The organism is Marinomonas sp. GJ51-14 (assembly GCF_055808695.1).
In genome coordinates, this window is sequence record NZ_CM147879.1 from 3,153,299 (window position 1) to 3,173,217 (window position 19,919).

Here is a 19,919-nt window from a genome sequence, read left to right on the forward strand (position 1 = left end):
ATTTATGGAAATGACACATGATTCCTAAGCTTTCTGAAGTCACGCCAATTCAGGCGAAATACCTTTCTTTCATTGAACGTCTGAATACTTCAGGTTTTTCAGGAGACACAAATCCTGACTACGCTAATCGCGTTGTGCTCTCAACTGACAACTCTATTTATCAAGTACTTCCTCAAGGGGTTATCTACCCTAAAAATACTGATGATATTCAGTTGTTGGTCCGCTTATCAAATCAAGAAGAATTTCATGACATAGTTCTAAGCCCAAGAGGCGGCGGTACAGGCACAAACGGTCAATCGCTCACTGACGGCCTGGTAGTAGACCTGTCTAAATACATGAACCGTATTTTGGAAATCAACACTGAAGAAGGCTGGGCGCGTGTTGAAACTGGTGTTGTCAAAGATCAGCTAAATAAAGCTATCAAACCTCATGGATTATTTTTCGCACCTGAATTATCAACCAGTAACCGAGCGACCATTGGTGGAATGATAAATACCGATGCCAGTGGACAAGGTTCCGTCATGTACGGAAAAACACGAGATCATGTTTTATCATTAAAAACAGTATTGTTGGATGGCGAACTGCTTGAATCCTTCCCTATCGATGATGAAACATTGGCTGGAATTCAAAGTGGCAGTGACTATTCCGCTCATGCACATCGCACTGTTGATTCAATTCAACAGAATAAAGCCCAAGAAATCAAAGACACCTTCCCTGAACTCAACCGTTGCCTAACCGGTTATGACTTAGCACATATTCGTACAGAAGAAGGTTTATTCAATATGAACTCTGTACTCTGTGGATCAGAAGGAACACTAGGCTTTATCGTCGAAGCTAAAGTCAATTTACTACCGATTCCAACCTACGCCGCTTTGGTCAATATTCGTTACAACAGTTTTGAAGGTTCATTGCGACATGCACGTGAATTGCTTGCGGTAAGACCTACTTCAATTGAAACCGTTGATTCAAAAGTATTAGGTCTTGCGAAAGGCGACATTATTTGGAATTCGGTTGCTGAGTTCTTCCCTGAGAATGACGGTGAAAACATCCAAGGCATCAACCTTGTCGAATATACTGGCAATGATGAAAAAGAAGTTTCAGATAGAATCAAAGTACTGACTGACAAGTTAGATGTACTATCGGAACAAGGCGGTAGTAGTACTTTGGGTTATACCGTCGCTATGGGTCATAGCAATGTGAATAAAATCTGGGGGATGCGTAAAAAGTCTGTTGGTCTACTTGGTAATGCGCAAGGTGAAAAACGACCTATTCCTTTTGTTGAAGATACCGCTGTACCACCAGAAAACCTAGCAGACTTCATCATGGAATTCCGCTCTGTATTAGACAGCTATAATGTCCAATACGGTATGTTTGGCCATGTAGATGCTGGCGTACTTCACGTTCGCCCAGCTCTGGACTTAAAAGACGAATCACAAGAACCTATGATTCGAGAAATCACCGACAAGGTGGTTGCATTAACACAGAAATACAATGGTTTATTATGGGGTGAACATGGTAAAGGTGTTCGTTCTGAATATGCGCCTGCTTTCTTCGGAGACCTCTACACGAGTGTTCAACAAGTTAAAGGTGCTTTTGATCCTCGTAACCAATTAAACCCAGGTAAAATTGCAACCCCCTTTGAACTCGGTGTCGATTTATTAAAAATTGACGCTGTGCCATTACGTGGTCAATTTGATCGTCAAATTCCAATTAAGAATCGTGAACAATTTAAAGAAGGCATGTATTGCAACGGTAATGGTGCTTGTTACAATTTTGATCCAAATGATGCTATGTGCCCATCATGGAAAGGCACTCGCGACCGTAGACACTCCCCTAAAGGTAGAGCTTCACTAATGCGTGAATGGTTACGCGGCATGAGCGAGCAAGGTGTTGATACAGTTAAAGCCAGTAAATCTGCAAGAAACAGCAACGCTTTTATCAACTTTTTTCCAAAATTGATTCACACCATAGGAAAACGTCGTGGAGTTTATGATTTCTCAAACGAAGTCCATGAATCTATGATGGGTTGCTTAGCCTGTAAATCTTGCGTAGGTCAATGCCCAATTAAAGTAGATGTACCAGACTTCAGAGCAAGGTTTCTTGAGCTGTACTACAGTCGTTATTTACGTCCAGTAAAAGATTACCTCATTGGCTCTTTGGAATTTATGATTCCTACTATGGCAATTTTTCCACGACCTTATAATTGGTTAATGAGCCGCACTTGGGTTAATAAATTAAGTAGTAAATATCTTGGACTGACAGATACACCTAAATTGAGTAAATATAATCTCAAGAAAGAAATGTCACAACGGGGTATTCGCTTAGCCACCCCCTTGGCGATTGAATCATTAAGCTACAAAGACAGATTACGTGCCGTTATTGTTGTTCAAGATGCTTTCACTAGCTACTTCGAAACACAACTGGTATTGGACACAATGGAACTACTCAGTCGTCTAGGTTTTCAAGGTTACCTTGCGCCTTATATGCCAAACGGGAAACCATTACATGTTCACGGTTTTATGAAAGCATTTAATAGAACCGCCCGTAAAAATTTAGATATGCTACAAAGCCTATCCTTTTATGGCTTACCGTTTATTGGTATTGACCCATCTATGACACTGACCTATCGCTCTGAATATGCGAAAGCCTTTGGTGATAGTCGACAAATCCCTAATATACAATTAATGCAAGAATGGCTAGCACTTAAAGAGAAGCACCTTATTAATCAGCCTTTAATTTGTGAAAAGTCTACCTACCATTTGATGACTCACTGCACAGAAAAAACCAATGCAGCTGCATCCATTCAAGATTGGCAGAAGATTTACAGCATCTTAGGGCTGGAGCTAAAAGTTGAGAACGTAGGCTGTTGCGGCATGGCTGGGACCTATGGTCACGAAACTGCCAACAAAGACATGTCAAAAACCATTTATGAGTTATCTTGGAAAGAAAAAATAACCGATTCAGAATTAAATGGGAAATTAGTCGCTACTGGTTATTCTTGTCGCAGCCAAGCCAAACGCTTTGATGATGTGTCTATCCCTCATCCAGCGCAAGCTCTACTGAAGCACTTAAGAGAAATGCCTGCAGCCTAAATGCCTAAACATTTCCACTACTTTAATAAGGCTCGGTATTCCGAGCCTTATTTTTTTAATATTAAGGAACGCAATGAGTCACCAAAATTTACTACATGACAGCGCAGATGAACTTGGTCCAATACGTATTTTTGACGATGGACAATATCGAATTCTATCTTTTGCTGAAGGTGATGAACAAAGCCGTATTCGTTTATCTACACCTCATATACTTCAACACGAATATACTCAAGCAATGATGCTACCCTTGTTATTTTGTGAACCCAAACGAGTTTGCATCTTAGGTTTAGGTGGAGGCACATTACTTAATGCATTGCACTATGCCATCCCTGCGATTCATATTACCGCGGTGGAATTACGTCAAGAAGTTATGGATGCTGCAGAAATGTATTTTAAAATCCCAAAAGGGAAACGCATCACTTTAGATATTGCTAATGCTGTAGATTACATAGCAGAAGGGTTACCAAAAAAAGTCGACATACTAATGACAGACCTATACAACACACAAGGAATGGATCGAGCTGTTTTACACGAAAGTTTTATCGAGAACTGTGCTAAAAACATTAAAGAAGATGGCTGGTTAGCACTGAATTGCTGGATCGACCAAAAAAACAATCACGAACTCACCGAGCTTCTTAAAGTGCATTTTAACGATGTTCGTGCCCTCGATACAGGCAGCGGTAATTGGGTCATTATTGCAGGAAAACGCAAAAACCACTCAAATACCAAAGAACTTAAAGCCTCTGCCCAGAAACTTAGTACACAGTTAGACATCCCTTTAACTCGGTGGTTTTCTCGCCTTACTACTCTTTAATTTATCTTCATTTCTTGTTTTCCCACTCTGTTTTAGCGGCCTTGAACAGAGTGTATTCTTCATAATACAAATATTTTTCCGTCACATTTCTGCAAACTCTTACCAGTAGTATCCGTTTTACCAATTAACTATTAGGTAAAACCTCCATGGAAAATAATCAAGCTGTGCTTCCTAACAGAAGCGAATCTCAGAATTACATGCAGTGGGCAACCGTCGCCTTATTAGTTTATTTATTAATCTGTGCCGTCGGCATGATTGGCGGAGGCTTCAAAATGGCTGCGGGTGGACATGCAAAAGAGCTGTTTGCCTTTGCTAGCAACCCATTTGCTGGGTTGGTTGTTGGTATTGTCGCCACGGCTCTAATTCAATCCTCCTCAACCGTAACATCAATCATCGTTGGCTTAGTCGCTGGCGGCTTACCTGTTGAACTTGCAGTTCCTATGGTTATGGGCGCTAACGTTGGAACATCCATCACCAATACCATTGTGTCTCTTGGGCACGTTCGAGCAAAGGAAGAATTTAAACGCGCCTTCTCAGCGGCAACAGTACATGACTTCTTCAATCTATTATCTGTTCTTATTTTTTTACCTTTGGAAATTGCTTTTGGCCTTTTAGAAAGAATGGGCGGTTGGCTATCTGGTTTATTCTACGGCTCAGGTGATTCATCCATTAAAAGCTTTAACTTTGTAAAAACAGCTACTTCGCCTGTTGTAAACACAGTAAAAGACGCGACTCATTCTTTAGGGGATCAAATCGGAGGTATTACGCTCATATTGATAGGCATCGCTTTAATCTTTGTAGCAATCACCATGGTTGGAAAACTATTGAAGAAACTTATGGTAGGCAAAGCAAAAGACATTATGCATACCGCAATCGGTCGCGGTCCATTGTCTGGAATCATGTCTGGCACTTTAGTCACCGTCTTAGTTCAATCCTCTTCAACAACAACCTCTTTGATGGTACCTCTAGCAGGATCTGGCGCATTCAAATTGAAAGATATTTACCCATTCACGCTCGGTGCAAATATTGGCACTTGTGTAACAGCAGTGCTTGCTGCAACTGCAGTTACAGGTAATGCGCAAGCGGCATTACAAATTGCCTTTATTCACCTCACCTATAATATTTTAGGTGTTGTCGTCATTTATGGTTTACCAATTCTACGCAATTTACCAGTCAAAGCTGCAGAGGCATTAGGTGCGACAGCATCTGAAAATAAATTTGCCGCTCTTGGTTATATTTTAGGTGTGTTCTTTGTCGCTCCAGCTCTTTGCTTAGGTATCAGCAGCCAACTTTAATTAAGGAAAATGTAATGAGCAATCTACAAGTATTATCAACCGAAAGACTGAATAAATTAATCGACGAAACACAACTTACGTTACAAGAACTTAAAGAAGAAGTAGTTCGTCGAGAACATCTTCAGCAAGAACATGAGATCAAAGATTTAGACCATCATATGACAAGTGCTGAATTTAACTTAAACAGTATCAAAAATTTCATTGCTTACCTACTTGAAGAGTCTAAAAAGAATAAATAAGTTAAAAAAACGCCTCTGTTTCTTTTTTTAGTACTGAGGCGTTCTTCTATTAATTAATAACGTAACCGTACCGTTATTACGATAGGAACTAGGCTGTTAGCACACTATCCACCAATGCTTTTGCTTCTTTTTCTAACTCAGCAAGGTGCTCTTCAGAAACAAAACTTTCCAAATAAATTTTATATACATTTTCCGTTCCTGACGGTCTTGCTGCAAACCAACCGTTTTCGGTAGAGACTTTCAAACCTCCAATCGCTGCACCATTACCTGGCGCATGAGTTAGCACGCTAAGAATGGCTTCTCCAGCCAGTTCTGTTTGTATTACATTCTTACTGTCTAAGGCTCCTAGTATCTTTTTTTGAGCCAGAGTTGCGACCACATCAATACGCTTGTAAAAAGGCTGACCATATTTTGATACCTGCTCATCATAAAGCATTTGAGGATCTTTACCTGTTACAGCCAAAATTTCCGCAGCAAGCAATGCCATAATGAAACCGTCTTTATCTGTTGTCCAAACACTAGCATCTTTACGTAAAAATGAGGCACCAGCACTCTCTTCACCACCAAATGCCATTGTTCCTTCATACATCCCTTCCACGTACCATTTGAAGCCTACAGGCACTTCACAAAGCGTACGACCAAGACCATTAACCACACGGTCAATCATGCCACTCGACACTAAGGTTTTACCAAATAGGATGTCTTTTGACCATTGTGGCCTGTGCTGAGACAAATACTCAATCGCCACAGCTAAATAGGCATTCGGATTCATCAAACCAGATCCAGCACAAACGATGCCATGACGATCGTAATCTGGGTCATTACCAACGGCAATATCAAAGTCGTCTTTGAGAGTTAATAAATTACTCATGGAATAAGGAGAAGAACAATCCATACGAATACGACCATCTTTATCGAGCGGCACAAAACGAAACGTAGGATCAACTTCTGGATTAACAATAGTAATATTTAAACCGTATTTCTTAGCAATAGGTTCCCAGTAATGAATACCTGAACCACCCATTGGATCAACACCAATTCGAATGTTAGCTTTAGCAATAGCCTCCATGTCGATAACATTTTCAAGATCATTAACATAATGGTTAATAAAATCGAACGACTCAATAAGACCACTTTTATTTGCTTCCTCACTAGAGAAGGATTTAACACCAATCAAGTTGTTCGCCAACAACTCATTGGCTCTTTTGGCCACCCAATCCGTAATGTCTTTATCGGCTGGACCACCTTTAGTGGAATTGTATTTGATGCCGCCATCTTCTGGAGGGTTATGTGAAGGCGTAATGACAAGACCATCACTCAAGTCCTGTAAATTCATTTTATTATGTGTGAGAATTGCATGAGAAATAACAGGGGTCGGCGTATAACCGCCATTCAGTTGAGTACGAACCTTAACGCCATTCGCAGTCAGTACATTCAACACAGTCTGAAAAGCGGCTTCTGATAAGGCGTGAGTATCTTTACCTAAATACAGCGGCCCAGAAATATGCTGAGATTGTCGATATTCAGCAACCGCTTGGGCAATAGCAAGAATATGGTCTTCATTAAAACTCACCAATAAAGCACTACCGCGATGCCCCGAGGTCCCAAAACTTACGCGCTCTTCTGGATTTTTAACACAAGGCTTTTTTAAAAAATACGCTGTCATAAGTTCAGGTAGATTTACAAGAGAGTCATGAGATGCAAGCTGTCCAGCTTGAGGATGAATTGCCATATTTTATGCCCTGTTAAGTCTTTAAACCGATATAAATAGCTTCTACTAAATATACTACAGTTCCAATCACTTAACAGGGACTTATTTGAAACTCACTTTTAAAAATGCTCGTTTCCAAAAAAATGTATATTTCAACCTATCGTTTTTTAAGAATTAAACTACCAATTGAATAGCCTGCACCGAAAGAGCAGATAACACCAATGTCACCAACACTTAAATCTTCATGGTATTTAGCAAAGGCAATAATAGATCCAGCCGAGGCTGTGTTTGCATACTCATCCAGAACCACTGGTGCTTCTTCTATAGTCGCGTCACGCCCCAATAAACGCTTACTAATTAAAAGGTTCATATTGATGTTCGCTTGATGCAGCCACCAACGTTTTAATTGCGTAACTTGAATACCTTCACTTAATAAATGATTTTCAATGTGTTCCGCAGCCATAGGGCACACTTCTTTAAATACTTTACGACCATTTTGATGGAAAAGCTTATCTGTCGCATAAGGATCTTCATCTGTTACTCGAGTCGTATAACCAAAGTTTGAGCGTATATTATTCGAAAACACCGTCACACACTTGGTACTAACGACATCAAAAGCGTGCTTAGACTGACAAGTCTCACTGCTTTCCACTACTGTTGCCGTCGCCACATCACCAAAGATAAAGTGTGAATCCCGATCCATATAGTTGACTTGAGGTGACGTTAATTCAGGATTAATCACCAACACACCTTTTGACGTACCTGCTTTTACGGCATCAACAGCTCTTTGCAACCCAAAGGTTGCAGCAGAACATGCCACCAACATATCAAAAGCAAAACCATCAATACCTAAAGCCGCTTGCACTTCAATGGCAATAGCAGGATAAGATCGTTGCGTGTAAGCACAAGAAACAATAACGGTATCAATATCTGCAGGTGTTTTATTGGCTGCGATTAATGCTTTCTTAGCAGCAGCAATGGCCATTTCTGCCTGATGAGATACTTGCTCATCATCACGCACTTCAAGCACAGGACGCATTCGATTGACATCTAAAGCTCCCTCCTTTGAATAGATATAGCGACTTTTAATACCAGACGCTTTTTCAATAAATGCTGCACTAGAGAGTGGTTTTCCTTCAAACTCACCCGCTTCAATTGCCACGGCATTTTCAGTATTAAATTTTTCAGCCCATGCATTATAACTGGCTACAAGTTCTTCATTGCTAATTGAGTGCGCTGGAGTCCATAAACCAACTCCGCTAATGACGACAGAAGAATTCATATCATTCATCCTTTATTGTTTTATTATTTGTAAAAAGCCGTTATCAGAAAAGTATCAATAAAAGCACTTATAAAAAAGTATAGAAGAGATTGTGACCGACATTGCTTGCTTAGTCCACAAATGTAATAACAATAGACAATAGAAATGCAAAACAATTATATCTGGATTTTATCAAAAACCTCCATACTATGTACAAATGAGTGATTGTTTTGATAGAAGAAAGTAGCATTTTATGAGATACATAAGGCCAATAAACTTAACTCTGAATTGAAGCCTAACTAAGGGAATTTTTATGAAAAATAACAACGCATTAATTCTTTCTGGCGGCGGAGCTCGTGCGGCTTATCAAGTTGGAGTATTGTCGGCAATGGGAAAAATGCTTCCTAAAAATACCCCTTTGCCCTTTCCTATTTTATGCGGTACATCAGCTGGTGCGCTAAACGCGACCATGCTCGCATCCTATGCTGATAATTTTTCTCGGGCAGCTTCAACACTTGCTTTTGTTTGGCGACATTTAACTCCAGATCAAATCTATACAACTGGGCGTTGGCCAGTTGCCAGCTCCTTAACAAAAACATTGTTATCTCTTTTTCATCTTCACAATAGAGACACTTCAATTGCTCTGATGGATAACGGTCCATTAAGAGAGCTATTAAGCAACCATTTAGATTTTTCTAGAATCAATAGCGCTATTGAAAGAGATCAACTACAAGCCCTAGCAATCACCGCTATGAGTTACAGCACCGGTGAATCAACCACCTTTTTTCAAGGTAAATTAGGTGTTAAAGAATGGCAAGGAAACAGAAGAAAAGGCATTTCTGCAGAGTTGGGAGTAGAGCATTTACTGGCATCCAGTGCGATCCCAATGATTTTTCCAGCCCATAAAATACAAGAACATTATTATGGCGACGGCGCAATTCGACAAAAATCAGCAATTTATCCAGCACTTAAATTAGGTGCCAATAAGCTTTTCATTATCGGCGTAAGTGGCAATCGAAGCCCTAAAAAATGGCCAATAAAAGATGAAATAGTAGAATCAAGTGCCCCAAGCATGGCACAAATACTAGGTCAGTTATTAAACAGTGCCTTTATTGATAATCTTGAAGATGACATTAATCAACTTGAAATCATGAATAATTTGATTCGTGACTTACCTAAGGAAAAACAAGCAAAACATCAAAGCTTACCAACAGAAACACTCATTATTTCTCCATCAGAAGAGCTTAACGAAATCGCCCATCATTACATTGGCACCTTACCCAAAAACATTCGAGTCTTATTAAAAGCGGCGGGAGGGTCTACCTCGGAGAAAATAAGCTCTGCTGCCAGTTATTTACTTTTCACGCCTGAATACTGTCGAGCATTAATTGAATTGGGGCATAAAGATGCCATGTGGGAAAAAGACAGAATCATGGCCTTTTTTTAACACTTAAGATATGAAGAAAAGAAAACAGTAAATAACTAAATCTTAACAGCCCGTTGAGCAACAATGGCTTCAGGCTCAGATACCCAAGATACTAATCTTTGCATATTTTTGTTCCCTAGCGAGCTACACAACTGAATTTTTCCCGCTGGTTTAGCTAACATGAGCGCACTCATATTATCGGTGTAACTCTCTGATAACCGACGTATAAGTTGAGCGGTGACACCTTCACTTGGCTCAATAATTTCGCATTCACAGCCTAATACTTTTTCAAATAAGTGCTTTACCAAAGGGTAGTGAGTACAAGCAAGAACCAAGGTATCTATCTTTTTTTCCAGCATCTCTTCACAAAGTAGACGAATCGTTTGTTCTATTTTTTCTTGTGTTTCTGGCCAAGCATCAATATCAAAAGCCAGCGTATCACTCGACATAATTGAAACCTGACTATCAGCCTTCCAAAGGTCAATTAACTGATTTAAACGCGTACTATTTGCGGTAACAGGAGTTGCAAGCACAGCAACTTTACGTTGTTTACTGATTCGAAAAGCTGGTTTGACAGCTGGTTCAACGCCAATGATAGGAAGTGATGTACTGGCTCTTAAAGCATCTATTGCAGCAACCGTTGCCGTATTGCAAGCTACGACAATTGCCGAGACTTTTTCAATTTCAAAGAATTGCCCTATCTTCACTAATCGATCCTGTAACTGAACGATTGTTTTACTTCCATAAGGAGCAAATTCATCATCTGCCAAATAGACTAAATCAAGATAAGGCTGTTTCTTATGAATAGCATTGAGGATGGTTAATCCGCCTGCGCCTGAATCAATCACACCGACTTTCAATCAAGCCTCTCCATCAATGTCAGAAACGGTAGAATATTTTACAATAGTATCCGGATACAAATGAATAGGTAGTTGAACAGGCTCGCGCTCTAACTCCACACCGTACAAGTTTAAAACCGATTGTTTTATTTGAGTTTCAAGCTCCAATAGTGGCTCTGCACTGATTTCGGAATAGTTCACGAGAACCAACGCTTGTTTATCATAGACACCAACCCCTTGGTATTTATGCCCTTTCCATCCTGCCTGATCAATCAACCATCCAGCCGCCAATTTAAAGCTGTTTTCGAACGGAAAAGAAACCAGATTAGGAAAACGCTTTTTCAGTTCATCATGCTGTTCTGAACTAACAATCGGATTCTTAAAGAAACTACCTGCATTTGCTAATTCACTTGGATTTGGCAGTTTTTCTTGTCGCACTTTGCAAACAGTCTCAAAAACTTTTTTAAGGTTTGGTTCTCCTTCAATAGAATTAGCCAAACCACCATAACTTAATAATAAATCGGCTTGTTTTTTAAGCGTTAACTCAACCGACGTGATGATTAGCTTGTTTTTCCATTTCCTCTTGAAATGACTGTCTCTATAGGAAAAACCACAATCATTGCCATTTACCCAATAAACATCTCCGGTTGTTTGGTCAATCACCTGAACTCGGGCTAAAACATCTTTGATTTCTATGCCATAAGCACCAATATTTTGAACAGGTGCGGCACCAACAGTACCCGGAATTAAAGCGAGATTTTCAATGCCATACCATTCTTGGGCGATGGCATGCTCTACCACTTTATGCCAAATTTCACCTGCCGCAATAGTAAAACTAACTAAATTACCTGAGCGTTCACGGGCTTTCATACCCGCCAATTTGTTCACTATGACCAAACCTGAAATATTATCAGAGATCAGTAAATTACTACCGCCACCAATGATCGTGATTTTGATATCAAGACGATTAGCCCAAGCAAGTAATACTTTCAAAGAGTCTAGCGTTTCCGCAACAGCAAAGTATTCAGCCTGATATGAAAAACGAAATGTGTTGTAAGCCGCTAAAGAAACATTCTTCTGAATGCTTTCTTCTACTTCCTGTGTAAACGTAACATCTGGGTTAAATGGCATAATCGTTAACTAATTTAATTATCTTCAAAATTAAGTGAATGGATTATAGAGGTGACGTAAGGTGAAGAACAAACGCATTTGATATTCGTAAAAGATGCTCTCTCATCAAAACAAAACCTTCATCACCGCCATAATAGGGATCAGCAACTTCACCCAATGATATACTGGGATGAAATTCACCAAACATAACAAGCTTTGCCCGACTATGTTCTGGTTGGATTTTACGAAGATTTACTAGATTTTCCCTATCCATTGCAAGAATCCAATCAAATTCATCAAAGTCGGCCTGAATAACTTGTCGAGCTTTCTGCTGACCAATATTAATACCAACTTGCTTCAAAGCCGTAATCGATCTGGAGTCTGGGGAGTTTCCCACGTGATAAGCAGCAGTTCCTGCAGAATCAAGTTCCAAGAATAGTTTATTATCTGAAGCAACTTTCTCTAAAATACCCTGCGCTGCCGGTGATCGACAAATATTGCCTAAACACACAGTTAGCACTTTGAATGACTTATTTTGTCAAGCCTGGCTCTAAACGCTCTTCTGCAGTCAGCGTACGTGCTTCTGTTTCCAATAGAACAGGAATACCGTCACGGACGGGGTATGCCATACCACCAATTTTACTAATCAACTCAGTACCATCTTGGCTCAAAGTTAAAGTGGTTTTTGTTACAGGGCAAACAAGGATATCTAATAATGTTTTATTCATGCTAAAGGTCTACTTTAATAAGATTTAATTTTTCTATAAATGCGTTCTGAAAACTATCCGGTAAAACCAAGGAAACAGGTAAATACCATACATTGGAATTTAATAATGTCAGTGACTGACACTTTACTGCGTCTTTTTCCGTCATAACGACGGCACCATCAGCGGGAATATCAGCCATTTGAAACGAATGATGGTCAGTATACCATTTATGGTTTAACTGCTCTTTTGATAAACCCAATGTCATTAATGTATTAAGGAAGCGTTGCGGGTTACCAATCCCTGCAATCACATGCCACTTAGTATCATTTGAAAAAGCATCTCGACAATCCATGCTTTTCCTACCATCCAAAGAAACCAAAGTGCTCGATATTAAAGGCGTTAATATAATAGGCAGATTGAGAGCTTGCAGAGAATCGGTCATAACTTCTGACACACTGACGATAAAATCAACATCATTTAATCGATCAACTGGCTCCCTTAATGGACCAACAGGTAAAAGTTGACCATTACCAACACCTCGCGAAGCGTCCAGCATGGCAACTTCTATGTCACGATCCAATTGATAATGCTGCATACCATCATCACATACGACAATATCGACATCTGTTGTGGCCAGTAAATACTTCACTGCTTCGACGCGTTTAGGAAAAACCACCATAGGACAATCAGCACGTCGAGCTAACATCACAGGCTCATCACCAACATCACTGGCTAAACTGTCCGCATAAACATGAGTGGGTGTCTCAACGTTTGCCCCATGCCCCCTAGAAACAATGCCTGGACGATAGCCATGTGCTGACAGCAACTTACATAAGGCGACAACCATGGGGGATTTACCTGTACCTCCAACGCTAATATTCCCGACAACAACCACAGGAACTGGCGCTTTATAAGATATATTGGACTGCTCTAAAAAAGACGTTCTTTTTTTAACACCGCCCGCTTAATCAAAGGCTGAATAGGACGGAATACATTTGTCCAGCCACAGCGACCATACCAAGAACGGGTAAAGAGCGATTCAAGACTCACTGAGCAGTCTCTTTTTGAGCAGTATGAGCCAGCTTGGTTATACCCAGTTTGGCCGCAGCATCATACACCCTAAGCACCATTTCATAAGATGCTTTGGCATCTGCAGTAATAATCAAAGGTCTCGAATTATCACCTTTCATTATTTCTTTTAAGCCTTGAACAAGTGTGCCAACTCTTTCATTAATTAAGGTTTGTCCATTGATGACATATTGACCATCAGCTGTAATTACCAACTCGACCTTTTGTGTAATGTCTGAACTAGGAGAGTTGGACGTAGCCGTTGGTAAATCAATGGTAAGTTCAGTACTCTGATTAAAAGTAGTACTAACCATAAAAAAAATCAGCAACAAAAAAACAACGTCTATCAACGGAGTTAGGTTAATCTGAACGTCATCTATTTTTTGACGTCTAAATTTCACTGTGCTGCTCCTGACTTTTCACGATCGCCATACAAAGAGTCAACGAGTTTAGTAGACTGCTGCTCCATAGTAACCACAAGCACATCTATTCTACGACTGAAAAAACGATGAAAGATTAGTGCTGGAATAGCAACCCCAAGCCCTGCAGCTGTTGTTAATAAGGCTTCTGAAATGCCACCGGCCAATAATGCCGTATTACCTGCACCACTTTCCATCAAAACAGCAAACACCTTGATCATGCCCACAACAGTGCCCAGCAAACCTAACAAAGGCGAGATAGCAGCAATAGTACCGAGTGTATTCATAAACCGCTCCAATTCATGAATCACATGACTTGCTGCTTCTTGAACACTTTCTTTCATAGCTCCACGGCCATGCTTCGAGTTTAAAAGGCCAGCTGCGAAAATAGACGCCAAGCCAGCTTGTGATTGCATAGAGCGAATGTATTCAATTGTCATTCTATCATCACGTAATCGCTTCATAACATCAGCTAAAAGGCCTTTTGGAGCAACGCCAGCTTTACGAAGAGTCCAAAAACGTTCAAGGATGATCGCCAGTGTCAAAATTGAGCACACCATTAACGGCCACATGAAAAAACCACCAGTTTGAATAAAGGCTAACACTTTGCTCTCCAATTTAAGTTTGCATGTAATTTAACACACTCTCTAACTTTTCTACACGCCTGCAAGTATCAGATTTAAAGAGAAAAAAAGAATAAATGCAGGAAGAATGTTGTAATAATATTTGGCCTTTTTGAAAGTAAAACGTCAACATCTCGCCAGGAGCAATAATCAACCAATTCACTTTCAAAGCTGCAAAAATATTTTTCATACTTTCTGGCGCTTCTGTTTTCAATATTACCCAATTAACATCATGCTTTAACAATACATTTGGTGAAAGCTGTGACAACATATTTGGTGACAGAATGTACCTGTTTTTATCCTCCGAATATAAATACGATGAAAAATCTAATTTATTCAAATCAGAACCAGCCCAACCATCTGATAATTGTGCATCTTGCCTTTCCATTAAAACTAAGTGATTCCCCTTATTAAGAATTCTAAAACTGGTCTCTGTGCCAGGAAACAACATAGAGGAAAACAATACACACCAGACAACCAAAGCTCCCCACCAACCTCTTTTTAAAGGATGTTGATAAACCCAGTAGCAAATAAGACAGAGCATTAATACTCTTGGTATACCTGAAGAAAACACTGAAAAAGTAAACAATGGCACAGAAAAAGTTACCCATTCAATAATGGATACAAGGTAATAAAGAAAGGACTCTAGGATTGTATACAGATATGTTGTGTCTAATAAAAATACCTCAACACAAGAAATGACCCCTAATGGAAACCAAATAAAGGCAGCTAACGGAATTAAGATGATATTAACTAAAATAGACACACTGGAAATTTCATCCTGCCAACCAAGAATCAATACCATAGAAGCGGTACTCAACATAACTTGCACCATCAACAAACGAAAAACACCTGCCGATGATTGAGAGAAACCAATCAACAAATACACCATACTAAAAGACAGCCATAAACCTGGGTCCAGCATGGATCTAGGCTCAATAAGCAAAACCAGCCACAAAGCAAAAGTAATAATACTGTACGGTGATACTTTAAGAGCCAACATACGTGCGCATAAATAAATACTCAACATAATCGACGCCCTAACAACAGGCTCACCCCAATTTGTTAAATAGGCATAAGCAAATAATAATGGAATGACAATTAACGTATCTAAATGCCAACGAGTGAATCCTGATAACATAACGCTATGTGGACTTAACCACCAAAACATCGAACTAATGACACGACCAATGACAAACATAAAGCCCGTATGCAACCCAGAAACGACAAAAAGATGAGCCAAACCAAGAATACGAATCATCCATGTATCTCGCTCACTCCACAAATCGTCTTGCCCCAAGAGCAGAGCTTTAGAAAAACGCCAATAAGGGAAAGGCTTTAAGGTCTCATCAAGTTTATTAATTAGATGTGTTTTCAATGATATTTCAGAATTTTCCAGACGATAGCCATCCAAGTTCATAAAGTGAACATCAAGCTGTGCGACTTGCCTTTTAATATAAAGGTTACGTTGCCACCAAAGGCCATCTTTGCTGGGTAACACAACACGTGTAATCGTACCTTTAAGTAGATTTGTTGTTGACATAACAAAAGGGGCAAGAGAAATATCATTAAGTGTTTTTCGTATACCGTTTGGTAAAAAATAAGCCACACTAGCGACGCAACTAGACTGTGATGACGAACACAAAGAGCGAGATATTTCCGCCCCCTCAATGAATAGCACCCTTTTATCTACATCAAAAAACACTGTCTGCCCCACCTCTACAGATAAAGGGGCAACACTTTGGAATTCATTGAATACAACTGAAATAAAGGACAGAAGTGTCAAAAACAACACTATTAAGCGCTTTGTCATTATTAAATAGAGACACACCAGAATGATGTGCGTAGAATACAGCCACAAATAGTCTCTCGGCACCAAAATGGCGCCCATCAAAATGGACAAACTACTTAGTAGCATAAGACCTCCATGTCTTAAATTCCTAAATTATTTTTACCTGATTATGCCGAAAAGTTATCTAAGAAAATTTATACCAAACCCAGAGAAGCTTAAAGGAAACAAAGCCTTAAAAATTTTGGGTTCGCAAATTTACGAAGCTAATTTGTGGCACCTAAATCGTAAATCTGTTGCTCGAGCTTTTTTCAATGGCTTATTTTGGGCTTTTATTCCAATGCCATTTCAGATGATAGCATCTGCTTTATTAGCCATTCCATTACGCGCAAACATTCCTGTCTCTATCGCTCTGGTATGGATTACAAACCCCCTCACTATGCCCTTTGTTTTTTATTGTAATTACAAGGTTGGCAGTTTAATACTAGGCTCCCATGACAAAAAAGACTTTCGACTCTCTGTTGAATGGATTTGGGATAAACTCGAACACATCTGGCTGCCATTATACGTTGGCTCCATTGCGTCAGGTTTAGTTGTTGGCGCTATAGGTTATGGAATAATCACCATTTTATGGCGTCTTCACGTTATCAAACGCTGGCAAGAGCGTAAACTTCGCGATAAATAAAACCTTCACCAAAAAAACTCCCACAATAAAAAAAACCAAGATTTACTGGTAAACCTTGGTTATTATTTAACTAGATAGTCGAGCATAATCATCTCTTAACGAGATCACTTTAGGGCATGCAAAGAACCTTGAGACAAACGGTAAGCTGAATCCATCCAACTCAGCATTTTTTCATCATGCGTAACAACAAGAAATGCCATGTTATACGTTATTTTAAGTTCATTGATCAGGCTTTGAATTTCCAGAGATGTTGTTTCATCTAGGTTTCCTGTTGGCTCATCCATCAGCACACAAGCAGGGCGATTAGCTAAAGCTCGAGCAATTGCAACTCGCTGCCTTTCACCACCAGATAACTGTGATGGTTTATGATTCAAACGATCTTTCAAACCGACTTGACTCAATAACTCTTCACCACGCTGTTTAGCTTCTTTTTTGTCCATACCTGCAATCCACATTGGCATAAGTACATTTTCCAATGCCGAAAATTCAGGAAGCAAATGATGAAATTGATACACAAAGCCCATCTCTTTATTACGCATTCTAGAGCGCTTTGCATCTTTAAGACTAGACCAAGAAACTTGCGCCAGTTTTACCTCACCTGCTGTTGCCAAATCCAATCCAGCAAGTAAGTTAAGCAAGGTTGTTTTACCAGAACCAGAAGCACCAACAATAGCGCAAGCCTGCCCCTTATTTAAGGTAAAGTCGATAGACTGAAAAACATCTATGACCTGTTTACCATCTTGGTATTGCTTAGAAAGTGAACGACACTCTAATACAACATCATTATTCATAGCGTAACGCCTCCGCTGGCTCAACTTTTGATGCTCGCCACGCAGGGTATATTGTTGCAACAACCGTCATGATAAAAGCAGATGTAACAATCAACTTCACGTCAGACCATTCAAGTTGAGAGGGCAGGTAGTTAATAAAATATACGTCTGAACTAAGAAATTGCACATTAAGTAATGTCTGCAGGCCTGCTAGAATTTCACTAATATTAAGCGCCAAAGTCACTCCCAACACCACACCAATCAAGGTGCCCAACATACCAATGAAGATACCTTGCACCACGAATATCCACATCACCTGACCAGAGGTCAAGCCCATGGTTCTTAGAATCGCAATATCGTTACGCTTATCAGTAACAACCATTACCAAGGTAGAAACAATATTAAAAGCAGCAACAGCGACGATTAATAACAGCAACAAACCTATCATGGTTTTTTCCATCTTAATTGCCTGAAAAAGGTTACCATGGGTACGAGTCCAATCACTGACCCTATTTTGCCCAGGCACAGCTCTGGCGATATCCCAAATACGAGTAGGAGCAACAAACAGATCATCAAAAGAAATACGCAATGCTTCGATTGAGTCTTCCTTATAACGCTTTAGTTTCGCAGCATCAGTGATATTGATATAAGCAAGCCCACTGTCTAGTTCTGCTCCAACTTCAAACGTCCCTACAACGGTGAAACGCTTCAGTACCGGTGCAACACCCGCAATAGAAACATTGGCTTTCGGTAAAATAGCCGTCACTTTATCGCCTATTTCTACTCTTAGCATTTTGGCTAATTGAGCACCTAGGACAATTCCAAAACGAGTGTCATTAAGGGCATCCAAAGAACCTGTCGCCATATTTTCATCAATGATTGAAACTTTCTTTTCCATCTCTGGATTAACGCCATTCAAAATAGCACCATGAACACTTGATCCAGACTGAAACATAACTTGAGCTTGAATATGAGGAGCAACGCCAACAACGTCGGGCATTTTTTCCACTAATTTAGCGGTTGAGCGCCAGTCGTCTAATTCCGGATTTCCCCACAAAGTAGCATGAGGAACCATACCCAAAATCCGTTGACGTAATTCTCGGTCAAAACCATTCATCACAGATAAAACGGTAATTAATACCATAACACCCAATGCTAAGCCGGCGATTGAAGAGAAACTGATAAATGAAATGAAATGGTTGGAACGTTTAGCTCGGGCGTAACGTAAACCAATGGCAATAGGGAGGAAATTAATCAATGTATGTCCTTGCATGGCACTTATTTGGCAAAAAAGGGAGAAAAGCTTCTCCCTTATGGTCAAACCGCCAATCCGTTTATGCGTCGAAATCAATACCTATACGACGACCAACATCTTCGTAAGCTTCGATAACACCACCTAAACCTTGACGGAAACGGTCTTTATCTAGTTTTTCTTTCGTTTTAGCATCCCATAAGCGACAGCCGTCTGGAGAAAATTCATCGCCTAAAAGAACTTCACCTTTATATAGACCAAATTCTAATTTGTAATCAACAAGAATCATGCCGCCTTCAGCAAAAATCGCTTTTAATACATCATTGACCTTGTATGTAAGCTCTTTGGCTTTTACAAGATCATCTGCTTTTGCCCAACCAAACGACTCCACATGAGATTCGTTAATCATTGGATCACCTAAAGCATCATTTTTCAGAAATAATTCAAACGTCGGTGGAGTCAGTGTTACACCCTCTTCTACACCCAAACGACGACACAAGCTACCCGCAGCAACATTTCGTACGACACACTCAACTGGCATCATGTCTAAGCATTTAACCAAGGATTCAGTATCACTTAATAATTTTTCAAAATGCGTAGGAATACCTGCTTCTTGTAATTTCGTCATGATAAATGCATTGAACTTATTGTTCACCATGCCTTTGCGGTCAAGTTGCTCTATTCTTTTACCGTCAAATGCAGAGGTATCATCACGAAATACTAGAACCATCTTGTCAGGATCATCTGTACGAAATACAGATTTTGCCTTACCTGCATACAGCTCTTGTCGTTTTTCCATTGGAGAGTCTCCGGTCTTCT

General features: G+C 39.9%; 19 protein-coding genes. 6 read left to right on the forward strand and 13 right to left on the reverse strand.

The window, feature by feature from the left end:
* Nucleotides 1-17: 17 nt before the first annotated feature.
* The 4 genes from ydiJ to AC0L3Y_RS15100 all read left to right on the forward strand — a co-directional run bounded on the left by ydiJ (nt 18) and on the right by AC0L3Y_RS15100 (nt 5,440).
* Nucleotides 18-3,092 (forward strand): D-2-hydroxyglutarate dehydrogenase YdiJ, encoded by a 3,075-nt coding sequence (gene ydiJ / locus AC0L3Y_RS15085; protein WP_473465610.1) that lies wholly within the window; start codon nt 18-20, stop codon nt 3,090-3,092.
* Nucleotides 3,093-3,165: 73 nt separating this feature from the next.
* Nucleotides 3,166-3,906 carry a spermidine synthase gene (locus AC0L3Y_RS15090; RefSeq protein WP_473465612.1) on the forward strand — a complete coding sequence of 247 codons (741 nt, stop codon included), beginning with the start codon at nt 3,166-3,168 and terminating at the stop codon, nt 3,904-3,906.
* Between the two features lie 146 nt (nt 3,907-4,052).
* The gene (locus AC0L3Y_RS15095) at nt 4,053-5,201 is read left to right on the forward strand and encodes a Na/Pi symporter (protein ID WP_473465615.1); all 1,149 of its coding nucleotides are present in this window, start codon (nt 4,053-4,055) and stop codon (nt 5,199-5,201) included.
* A gap of 14 nt (nt 5,202-5,215) precedes the next feature.
* Nucleotides 5,216-5,440, forward strand: a complete 225-nt coding sequence (locus tag AC0L3Y_RS15100) for a hypothetical protein (protein WP_473465620.1) — start codon at nt 5,216-5,218, stop codon at nt 5,438-5,440.
* 88 nt (nt 5,441-5,528) lie between these two features.
* On the opposite strand, the gene pgm is transcribed toward AC0L3Y_RS15100, so the two are convergent.
* Nucleotides 5,529-7,172, reverse strand: coding sequence for a phosphoglucomutase (alpha-D-glucose-1,6-bisphosphate-dependent) (pgm, locus tag AC0L3Y_RS15105; RefSeq protein ID WP_473465624.1), 1,644 nt, complete (start codon nt 7,170-7,172; stop codon nt 5,529-5,531).
* Between the two features lie 136 nt (nt 7,173-7,308).
* Nucleotides 7,309-8,433 (reverse strand): beta-ketoacyl-ACP synthase III, encoded by a 1,125-nt coding sequence (locus tag AC0L3Y_RS15110; RefSeq protein ID WP_473465629.1) that lies wholly within the window; start codon nt 8,431-8,433, stop codon nt 7,309-7,311.
* 292 nt (nt 8,434-8,725) lie between these two features.
* Between AC0L3Y_RS15110 and AC0L3Y_RS15115 the strand changes: the two genes are divergently transcribed.
* Nucleotides 8,726-9,859, forward strand: a complete 1,134-nt coding sequence (locus tag AC0L3Y_RS15115; RefSeq protein WP_473465632.1) for a patatin-like phospholipase family protein — start codon at nt 8,726-8,728, stop codon at nt 9,857-9,859.
* A gap of 35 nt (nt 9,860-9,894) precedes the next feature.
* Here AC0L3Y_RS15115 and murI read toward each other — a convergent pair whose 3' ends face one another.
* The 8 genes from murI to AC0L3Y_RS15155 form a co-directional block, all read right to left on the reverse strand.
* Entirely contained in the window at nt 9,895-10,698 is an 804-nt protein-coding gene (gene murI, locus AC0L3Y_RS15120) for a glutamate racemase (protein WP_473465636.1), read from the reverse strand.
* Nucleotides 10,699-11,808, reverse strand: a complete 1,110-nt coding sequence (murB, locus tag AC0L3Y_RS15125) for a UDP-N-acetylmuramate dehydrogenase (RefSeq protein WP_473465640.1) — start codon at nt 11,806-11,808, stop codon at nt 10,699-10,701.
* 43 nt (nt 11,809-11,851) lie between these two features.
* Nucleotides 11,852-12,298, reverse strand: a complete 447-nt coding sequence (locus tag AC0L3Y_RS15130) for a low molecular weight protein-tyrosine-phosphatase (protein WP_473465646.1) — start codon at nt 12,296-12,298, stop codon at nt 11,852-11,854.
* A gap of 19 nt (nt 12,299-12,317) precedes the next feature.
* Entirely contained in the window at nt 12,318-12,515 is a 198-nt protein-coding gene (locus tag AC0L3Y_RS15135) for a Trm112 family protein (protein WP_473465652.1), read from the reverse strand.
* 1 nt (nt 12,516) lies between these two features.
* Nucleotides 12,517-13,389, reverse strand: coding sequence for a tetraacyldisaccharide 4'-kinase (lpxK, locus tag AC0L3Y_RS15140; RefSeq protein WP_473465657.1), 873 nt, complete (start codon nt 13,387-13,389; stop codon nt 12,517-12,519).
* Between the two features lie 151 nt (nt 13,390-13,540).
* Nucleotides 13,541-13,963 (reverse strand): ExbD/TolR family protein, encoded by a 423-nt coding sequence (locus tag AC0L3Y_RS15145; protein WP_473465663.1) that lies wholly within the window; start codon nt 13,961-13,963, stop codon nt 13,541-13,543.
* Nucleotides 13,960-14,586 (reverse strand): MotA/TolQ/ExbB proton channel family protein, encoded by a 627-nt coding sequence (locus AC0L3Y_RS15150; protein ID WP_473465667.1) that lies wholly within the window; start codon nt 14,584-14,586, stop codon nt 13,960-13,962. Before AC0L3Y_RS15150 ends, AC0L3Y_RS15145 begins: the two co-directional genes overlap by 4 nt.
* A 13-nt stretch (nt 14,587-14,599) precedes the next feature.
* Complete coding sequence (locus tag AC0L3Y_RS15155; RefSeq protein WP_473465672.1) at nt 14,600-16,522, reverse strand: ComEC/Rec2 family competence protein; 1,923 nt, start codon at nt 16,520-16,522, stop codon at nt 14,600-14,602.
* A 43-nt stretch (nt 16,523-16,565) separates the two neighbouring features.
* Here AC0L3Y_RS15155 and AC0L3Y_RS15160 point away from each other — a divergent pair, with 43 nt between their 5' ends.
* On the forward strand, nt 16,566-17,078 hold the full coding sequence (locus AC0L3Y_RS15160) for a DUF2062 domain-containing protein (protein ID WP_473465678.1): 513 nt from the start codon (nt 16,566-16,568) through the stop codon (nt 17,076-17,078).
* A 104-nt stretch (nt 17,079-17,182) separates the two neighbouring features.
* Here AC0L3Y_RS15160 and AC0L3Y_RS15165 read toward each other — a convergent pair whose 3' ends face one another.
* The 3 genes from AC0L3Y_RS15165 to purC all read right to left on the reverse strand — a co-directional run bounded on the left by AC0L3Y_RS15165 (nt 17,183) and on the right by purC (nt 19,899).
* Nucleotides 17,183-17,869 carry an ABC transporter ATP-binding protein gene (locus AC0L3Y_RS15165; RefSeq protein ID WP_473465682.1) on the reverse strand — a complete coding sequence of 229 codons (687 nt, stop codon included), beginning with the start codon at nt 17,867-17,869 and terminating at the stop codon, nt 17,183-17,185.
* Nucleotides 17,862-19,106: a lipoprotein-releasing ABC transporter permease subunit gene (locus tag AC0L3Y_RS15170; protein ID WP_473465687.1), complete on the reverse strand. Its 1,245-nt coding sequence runs from the start codon at nt 19,104-19,106 to the stop codon at nt 17,862-17,864. The genes AC0L3Y_RS15165 and AC0L3Y_RS15170 overlap by 8 nt, the downstream gene beginning before the upstream one ends.
* A 76-nt stretch (nt 19,107-19,182) precedes the next feature.
* A complete protein-coding gene (gene purC, locus AC0L3Y_RS15175; protein WP_473465689.1) occupies nt 19,183-19,899 on the reverse strand; it encodes a phosphoribosylaminoimidazolesuccinocarboxamide synthase in 717 nt (238 codons plus the stop codon).
* Nucleotides 19,900-19,919: the final 20 nt, after the last annotated feature.